At 57.7% G+C, this 8,441-nt stretch carries 6 protein-coding genes; 5 read left to right on the top strand and 1 reads right to left on the bottom strand.

Annotated elements, in window-relative coordinates; all coding sequences use genetic code 11:
- Positions 1 to 1,188: tyrosine-type recombinase/integrase (locus C1D09_RS16880; protein WP_208760397.1), on the top strand; the 1,188-nt coding region annotated here is incomplete at its 5' end.
- On the opposite strand, the gene C1D09_RS16875 is transcribed toward C1D09_RS16880, so the two are convergent.
- A complete protein-coding gene (locus C1D09_RS16875) occupies positions 1,142 to 1,438 on the bottom strand; it encodes a helix-turn-helix transcriptional regulator (RefSeq protein ID WP_143975380.1) in 297 nt (98 codons plus the stop codon). The genes C1D09_RS16880 and C1D09_RS16875 overlap by 47 nt on opposite strands.
- A gap of 747 nt (positions 1,439 to 2,185) precedes the next feature.
- Here C1D09_RS16875 and C1D09_RS16870 point away from each other — a divergent pair.
- The 4 genes from C1D09_RS16870 to C1D09_RS16855 all read left to right on the top strand — a co-directional run.
- The gene (locus tag C1D09_RS16870; protein WP_167514651.1) at positions 2,186 to 3,904 is read left to right on the top strand and encodes an SIR2 family protein; all 1,719 of its coding nucleotides are present in this window, start codon (positions 2,186 to 2,188) and stop codon (positions 3,902 to 3,904) included.
- Complete coding sequence (locus C1D09_RS16865) at positions 3,901 to 4,518, top strand: hypothetical protein (protein WP_143975377.1); 618 nt, start codon at positions 3,901 to 3,903, stop codon at positions 4,516 to 4,518. The genes C1D09_RS16870 and C1D09_RS16865 overlap by 4 nt, the downstream gene beginning before the upstream one ends.
- A complete protein-coding gene (locus tag C1D09_RS16860) occupies positions 4,515 to 6,926 on the top strand; it encodes an AAA family ATPase (protein ID WP_143975376.1) in 2,412 nt (803 codons plus the stop codon). Before C1D09_RS16865 ends, C1D09_RS16860 begins: the two co-directional genes overlap by 4 nt.
- 298 nt (positions 6,927 to 7,224) lie before the next feature.
- A partial coding sequence (locus C1D09_RS16855) for a hypothetical protein (RefSeq protein ID WP_143975375.1) occupies positions 7,225 to 8,441 on the top strand: 1,217 nt, incomplete at its 3' end.

The raw sequence follows: 8,441 nt of genomic DNA, 5'->3' as shown, positions 1-8,441 counted from the left end.
GGGATGTACGTTCGCGTCATGCCGAGTGGCGCGATCTCGTTTCGTCTGGACTACAGGCTCAATGGCCGTCGGGAGACGGTGTATCTAGGCAAGTACGGGCGCGACGGAATCTCACTCGCTCGCGCTCGGGAAAAGTGCATCGACGCGAGACGTGCCATCGGTGACGGACACTCGCCCGCGATCGAGAAGCAGCGCGAGAAGCGCCGCCTCAAGGAAGCCAAGGGCTTTGGCGAATTTGGGGAGAAGTGGTTGACCGGTGCGCCAATGGCCGACAGCACACGGGCGATGCGCCGATCGATCTTCGAGCGCGAGCTTTTGCCGGTCTGGCGCAATCGACTCCTGACGGAGATTACGCCACACGATCTGAGGACCCACTGCGGCAAAATCGTTGACCGCGGCGCTCCGGCGACGGCTATCCACGTGCGAGACATTCTAAAGCAGATCTACAGCTTCGCGATCCTGCATGGTGAAAAGGTTGCCAACCCCGCCGACGACGTTGGGCCGGCATCGATCGCTACCTTCGTTCCGAAGGACCGCTCGCTCTCACCGTCCGAAATTCGAGTCATGCTGAAGCAGCTTGAACAAGTCGCTACGCTTCCCACCATTCGTTTGGGAATGCGGGTTTACTTGCTCACAATGGTGCGGAAAAGCGAACTGCAGGATGCGGTTTGGGACGAGGTCGATTTCGAGAACGCGGTCTGGACTATCCCGAAGGAACGAATGAAGCGCTCGAAAGCGCACAACGTCTACCTATCGCGCCAGGTGCTCGACATCATGATCGCCCTGAAGACCTGTGCCGGAAATTCCAGATACCTGCTGCCGTCACGGTACGACGCGGATGCTCCGATGTCTCGCGCCACCTTCAACCGGGTAACATACGCGGTCGTAGAACGAGCGAATGCCGAAGGTTTGCCTCTAGAACCGTTTACGGTTCACGACCTGCGGCGGACAGGTTCAACTCTGCTGAACGAACTCGGCTTCAACAGCGACTGGATCGAAAAGTGCCTGGCGCATGAAGACGGTCGCTCTTCGCGCGGTGTCTATAACAAAGCCGAGTATGAGGTGCAGCGTCGGCACATGATGCAGGAGTGGTCGGACATCTTGGACGCCTGGGTCGATGGCAAGAAGTATGTGCCAACGCTCATTCCGCCGTCGATGCCGATCTTGGCTCCTGATCCTGCTCTTTGACTGGGCGTACTCGACGCTGTTTTACATCGGGGCCGGGCGCACGGAGAATTGGTTTCGAGCGGCGGGCCACGAGCCATGCCTGAACTTCGCCCAGATCCCAAACCACGCATCGTGGGGTCAAAGCGAAGCGCCGCGGAAATTCGCCGCGCTGTTCCATTTCGTAGATCGTACTGTCCGCGAGCGGCACCATTTCGCGCAACTGGTGCCTCCGGATTGTACGCTTCAGCGCTTCTTCATTCGACCTTGCCATCTCGTACTCCTCAGCTGTGAGCCGAAATTGCAGGCGCTTGTATGCGATGGGAAAGAGCCTCAGCTCGGACGTCGTGTAATCGGCGGTTTCGACCTGTGAAAGGGAAAGGTCCACCTAAGCCGAAGGTTCGACTGAAATGGAGAATGACTGCCTCGTTCGTGATGTATCAAAGCGCGCCCTTCGCCGGTCGGGGGTTGGTAGCGGGAGAGCGCTACCGCCTTTCCCCCCACTCAGAGACCATGCAATATTTTCTACATTGTCGGGCGTGATGGCCTGTCTCGGTGCCGCAAAGACCGGTGGGGAACGGGACAGTCTGGCCCGAAAGCTATCCATGACGCGAACGGCAGCTTTGCGCCTCATGTCCGCCATAGCAATCGGTTTCGTCGCGTCTTGAAAGCAGACATTGTCGGCGCCACGTGAGTGGGCGCGGCTGGGTTATACGGAGCTGTCGAATTTCGAATCAGGCATTCTTGCACCCATACTCACGCTGCGCGCCGTAGATTTGCAACGCGCCTCAAGTTGGTGGCTAAGGAACTCCTTATTCTTTCAGAAAGTAGACGTAAATGGTGACCGCGATCAACGTCGCCAAGTGCCATGAACGAAGATTTGCGGAGCAATAATCGGCGTGTTGGAATCCACAGTACAGGCATTGTTTTGTACCCAAATCAACGCTTCCTGCGTTGTCGCCCCACCGTTTGCGCGCTACTGATCTACCTTAGTACACCTTTGTGCAGCGAAAGCCGAAGCATGCCCTCCGCGCCAAGCGCATCAAAGATTTCAGTTCGTGAGACCCTGGACATTCTCGACGGTCCCTTTCGTAACGTCGCGACTGGAATCGCCCAGGACATGTATGCATTCTGGCTCGGTTCCGGCATCTCGTTCGGCCGGGTCGACGGTCTGAAGCAGATAATCTCACGGGTGATGGAGTTTCTGCGCGGGCAGGTCGATCCGGCCAACCCCAATTGCCCCTATAACGCAGCGCTTAGGCGGGCGCTCGGCCTCGCCCCGCTTTCAGCTGACGAATGGGCAAGGGTCGACCTCAACGCTGACTTCGCTGCTTGGCCGGACCAAGCCAGCATCGTCGCGCGGTTGACCAACAATTACGCGCGCCTGCTCGACATCACCGTCGCCGGGAAGGACGACGACTATTTGCTTTGGGACGGCGTGGGCGTGCCGGCCACCTTTGCAAACCCGGCAATCGAACCCGACGTCGAGCATCTATGTATGGGCATTCTAGTCCTCGAGGGGGCTGCTTCCTCCATCGCAACGGCCAACTGGGACGGGCTGGTAGAAAAGGCGATCGACGAACTCACGGGCGGCATCCCGAAGCTGGTGGTCTGCGTTCGTGCCGAGGATCTTCGCAAGCCGGGGCTGACCGGCCAGATCATCAAGTTCCACGGCTGCGCCGTGTTGGCCGTAGCCGAACAGGGGGTCTACCGCCCTTTTCTCGTCGGTCGCTATTCGCAGATAAACCGCTGGGCCGCCGCACCTGAAAATCAGGCCGTTATCGGCCGCCTGCTAGACATTGCGGTTTCAAAGCCGACGATCATGATGGGCCTGTCGGCGCAGGACTCCAACATTCAGGCCTTCTTCGCGAAGGCCGAGGCGGTTATGCAGTGGCCCTGGCCTGGTGACAGACCGAGCTTTGTCTTCTCCGGAGAACAGGTCGGTGTCGATCAGGAGGGCCTGCTCAAAAACGTCTATCCGCAGACATATACGGCCGTGACTCGCGACCAGATCAACGAGCGGTCCCTAATCAAGGCCTATGCCAATCCTCTCCTGCTCGCGCTCGTGTTCTCGGTCATCGCCGACAAGATGCAGGTCATGGTGGCCACGGTCGAGGGGGCAATCGACCCCGCAGCGCGCGCGACTCTGCAGCAGGGGGTGCTCGCATTGCGGGACCATCTGGCAACCCTCGACAACGGTGATCGTCTGCAGTTTGTCCGCAAGTTCGTCGACCATGCCTCGCGCACGATGACAATGTTCCGGGACGGTGCTGCGGGGGGTGCACCACGCCGCTACAATCCACTCACGTCGTTGCCGCTTCATCTCATCGCGGAGGATCAGGCACTCCCGTCATCAGGTTTGCCGGAGATCGCCGTGTTCGCAGGTTTGCTCGGAATCGGCCTACGGGACGGCACCTGGACACTGGCCGAAAGCGATCCTGCAGACCCGGCCTCGGGTGCTGTGAAAGTGGCGACTGCGTCGGCAAGCACCAAGCTCGTCCTTGCGGCCAACGGGCGGTCTGCAATCCGGCTGCAGCAGAACGGCCATATCGACGACAACGAGGACGCAGTACTGATTTATAGTGGCGAGAAGCCGCCGCCAATGCCCCGTTCGCCACGAAGCTCTCCCGGCCGTACCGGCGTGCTGGGGCTGAGGGAGGTCAGCATCTACGACCTGCTTCAGCACGCGACCAGTGCGCTAGACCTCATGCAGCAGTTTCGTTCGGAGGCCGCGATATGACCAGTGCCACGCCAGTCGAGGGAGTCGTCGCGCTTCTTTCGGAGGCCGGCTACCGCCCGCTGTTAGTCCCTCTGTCGATCGCCGGTCTGTCTTTCGACCTTCCGGCCGCTTTGGTCGGCGAAAGCCCGTCGCCCGATCTCATCCTTGTGGCTGACACCGCATTCGACACCGAACAGAAGATACTCCGCAAAGTGGAGGGGGTCGCTCGCGCGCTTGACGTCACTCGCTCCAAACGTCCCCTGACTACGATCCTTGTTGGGCCCAAGCCCTCCGCCACCACGCTTGATGCGATGACCAAGGTCTGCCGAGTGCTTCCCGTCGGTGTCACCGAACTTGGAGCGACAACTGCGCTGCTGGAGAACTGGCTTGCTGTGCTTCTGCCGCTCAAGCTGCCTGAACCGACTGGAGACACAGCGGAATCGTTGGGGTCGATTGTCAACCGATCCGCCGATCTCGACCAGAACATTGTCGGCCTGGTTGCGTTCGCGGATCAAGGCGCAGATGGTATTCAGCAGCATCTGCACGAGCTTCTCAACACCGCCATCGAGGTTGAAATCGAACCAGAGGAAGACGTCGATATTGGGCTAGAGTTATCACAGGGAGCTTCGGAATGAGCGCCGTTCAACTGAGGTCGATCACCCTCACAAATTTCCGCAGCATTAAGGGGACAATCACGGTTCCACTGGACGCTCCCATCGTTCTCGTGCATGGCGCAAACGGCGCGGGCAAAACAAGCCTGCTTTCTGCAATTGAACTCGCCCTGTGCGGACAGGTTGCTTCACTCCAACGGGTGGACCCTGAGTATGCTAGCCATCTGGTACACAAAGACGCAAAGTCCGCCGAACTTAGGATTGAAACAAGTGGCCTCGAACGCAACGAGAGCAGTCTTACGGTTACCGCCAATGCGATAAAGGGCGACGCTCTGCTTGCCCCGGATTTCGCCCGGTTCTATACTGAGCGCTGCTTCCTGGCCCAATCATCTCTTGGCCGGCTTCTAGAACTCTACCAGGACTCGGCGAAGCGTTCGGACTCCGCCCTCACCAAGTTCGTCAAGGATTTGCTGCGCCTAAATCACCTCGATGCCATCATCGACGGCCTCCATGATGCGGGTGACGTGCGGCGGTTGCGAAACGGCGTTCCGGGATATGGCGAAATCAGGGACAGCATTCCCCAGGTCGAGGGTGAGCGTGATCGCCTCGATGCCGAACTCGAGTTGACCGATATCAGAATCCGCCAACTCGAAGAGCAGAACGACGCTTTGTCGAAGCGATTAGTTTCAGTTGGTGACCGTCCGGTCATGGGCTCGACAGCTGGCGAGACCGAGCAAAGCGAACTCCTGAGGCTGACGACACTGCGTCGCGAAATTGAGGCCGCTGGCTTGCAATGGCAGCAGATCGCCAGCACGGACATCGCTCGGGACCGGGCCGCCGCGCAGCCCAGGAGCGAGAATGCCAGCCAGGCAGTCGCAGCATGGTCCGCAACCAGTGGAGCCGCGCTTGAGGCTGTGCTCGACCGGCTCAAGACCTTGTTCTCCGAGCTGCCGCCGATCAGTTCCGGCGGCCCCCAGCCAGCCCATGCCGCCGCGACCGAGGCGGTGCGCGAAGAGCTACGGCGGTGCCAAGATCTGCTCGACAAGGATGCGTCCGACGCCAAGCTGGAAGTCGAGCATGAAAGCGCCGTCACGCGCGGTCGGGCGCGGATACAGGCCCTAGAGCAGCAAATCGCCAACATCGCATCGGAGGCCGGCGCCCTTGCACAGGCACTGAGCGGCGTGCTGCCGCATATTCATACCGACGATTGCCCCGTTTGCGGGCGCAATTTCAAAGAGACCTCTCAGGTGCCACTACAGGCTCATGTCTCGGCGCGGATCGCGGATCTCACGGCTGCCGCAGGACAACTGCAGGCTCTCAGCCGGGACCGGACTTCGTCGCTTTCGGCCGTCGCCATCGCGGAGCGGGCGCTTGGTGAGGTCCAAGGGCGGCGCCTCGACACAGTGAACCGAGACGCACTTCGGACCCGCCTGGCGCTTTTGCAGGAGGTGGACTTGTCTCTGGTCGATATGGCCAGCGATGTGGAGCAGGGCCAACGGCTGATCGGCGAGGCCGGTGCGGCATCTCGAGTGCTTTCGGATCTCGCCGTTCAGGACCGGGGCGGGACGGCGTTGCGGCAGTCGATTGAAGGTTTCGGCTCCCAGCTCGGCCTCGATCTCGCTCCCACTGAAGATATTGCAACAGCTCTGTCGAGCTTTGCCGCCGAAGCCTCACGCCTCGTCGAAATTTATTCGGCAAACCAGACGACCCGCCGGGAGATGGCGGGGAACGGTCTTGAAATTCAACGCCTCAATGCCTCAAGGCAACCAATCGTTGATGCAGCGGGGTCTGTTCGAGCCCGCCTTGCTCGGCTGAATGCCGCCAAAAATCGTGCGGACCGCCTGATTCTTGACGCCCGCGAGCTGGCAAAGCGAGCCGGAGAAGCCCGCACCTCTATTGTGAGGAAAGTTTTCAATGGCTCACTAAATCGGGTGTGGCGCGACCTTTTCGTGCGGCTGGCGCCGGAAGAGCCATTTGTCCCTGCCTTTGCCGTTCCCGAGACCAATGGCGGCCCGGTCGAGGCGGTGCTTGAGACCTGGTATCGGTCAGGTGGCAAGGGAGGTGACCCGCGCGCGATGCTGAGCGCCGGCAATCTCAACACGGCCGCGCTCACGCTTTTCCTCGCTCTGCATCTTTCGGTTTCTCCCAATCTCCCTTGGCTGGTGATCGACGATCCCGTGCAGAGCATGGACGAGGTGCACATCGCCCAGTTTGCCGCATTGCTCAGAACGCTAGCCAAATCGAACCTGCAGCGCCAGATCATAGTAGCGGTGCACGAAAAGCCGCTGTTCGACTATCTCTCGCTCGAGCTCAGCCCGGCCTTCCAAAACGACCGGCTGATCACCATAGAGCTCAGCCGCAACGCCAATGGTCAGACGCTGATGAACTATAGACCCCATGTGTGGATACCAGATGAGGCGGTGGCGGCTTGATAGACCGCTTGGGCCAATCGAGGTTAAGTTGAAGGTCCGCTACACGCTTGAAGGACCGCAGAAGCGGTCGGTCGGTTCCCGGCCCCCTAGTATGGCCTCTTTTAGCATGCGGAAAAGTTGGCTACGCCGACTGGCCTGGGGTGGGAAGCGGGAAAGGCAATTAATGGCCAGAACTATGCGAAAGCTACTCTTACATCTTCCGCAGCCACCGCATATCGTTCGCAGATCGACGGCTGGCTAGTTGCCAGTGACCTGAGATAACTGCGAAGGCACCAATTAGCGCGGATACGAGTTCGACATGTTCATAGATTACAACGCGCAGTATCGACAAATACAGAACCTCATAAATGAGAGTGATGCTCAGCGCAGAGGATATCGATTTGAACAATTGATAAGAGAAACATTGCCGTGGAACCATCGTCCACCGATTTCGTCATTAGGGACAAGTGAGCAACACGATGCCTATTTTGTTTGGGAGGGGCGCGACTACATTGTCGAGTCGAAAGCTAAACGTGGGAAAATTATGCGAGGAAGTGCCGATTGGAAAGATTTTGAACTCAAAGTTCGCAAGAGACACGGGCAGGTGTCTGGCATCTTCGCTTCACTTTATGAGGTGTCGTCTGATATATTTGAAGCCGTGAATGATCTGTCTAAACAAGGTATGTTTGTTGCGATAATCGACAAAGAAATCTGGAAAGCTCTAATTAACACGCAACTCGGTCTTGATAGATATATCGAATACGTGATGCGATCATTGAAACTGCGGCACGCTTTCGATCCGTCCGAAACATCTCGCATCAAAGAATTCTTTCGAGATAGGACTCAGTCCCGCGCTGCTCTGTTGCAGAAGCTGCGGCCAATTTCCGCGCAGTTTCTGAGACGTTATAAGATGGACCTTCATGAGAAGATCTACGTTGCTCGTTCTTTTGACGAAATGATCCGTCAGAGGTGCGCTACTTTCAAACCTTCCAATTTGAATTGGACAAAACCAAAACGAAAAAACGACGGATCGTCGTTTTCTGCCCATCGATTGCCTGAAAGGCAGATTGTGATGTTACGAGACGTCTCTGGTGCTGGAAAGACGACCTCTGCAGTTCATCTGGCTTTAAATCAAGACGAGCAAATCATATCTATTTGCCGCACAGCAAGTGATCCATCCATCGATCAACTTTCTGATGAGTTGCTCGCTATCGGCCCAGACTATGGCCTGGATCATTTAATTTCCGTAGATGGAACACTTCTATATATTGTTGATTCACTTGATGAGGCGGAATATCTTTCTGGATCACGCAGGACCGTGATATCGCTCAACAAAACGCTCTTGACCTTGAATGAGTACGCCGCCACAAGACGCCTAGCTAAATTTCCTATCGTATTGGTGTACACGTTGCGAGACGAGCACTGGCGAAACTGGGAAAGCGTCTTTGAGGGCGCGGACGTGCAGAATCATCAGAATAGATTTTCTTTTTTCGATAATACAGAGCTTCGTCAGGCGATACAGAATTACTCGAGTGC

Source organism: Mesorhizobium intechi, assembly GCF_002879535.1.
Classification (GTDB): Bacteria; Pseudomonadota; Alphaproteobacteria; order Rhizobiales; family Rhizobiaceae; genus Mesorhizobium; species Mesorhizobium intechi.
This window is presented reverse-complemented; position numbering and strand designations above follow the sequence as displayed.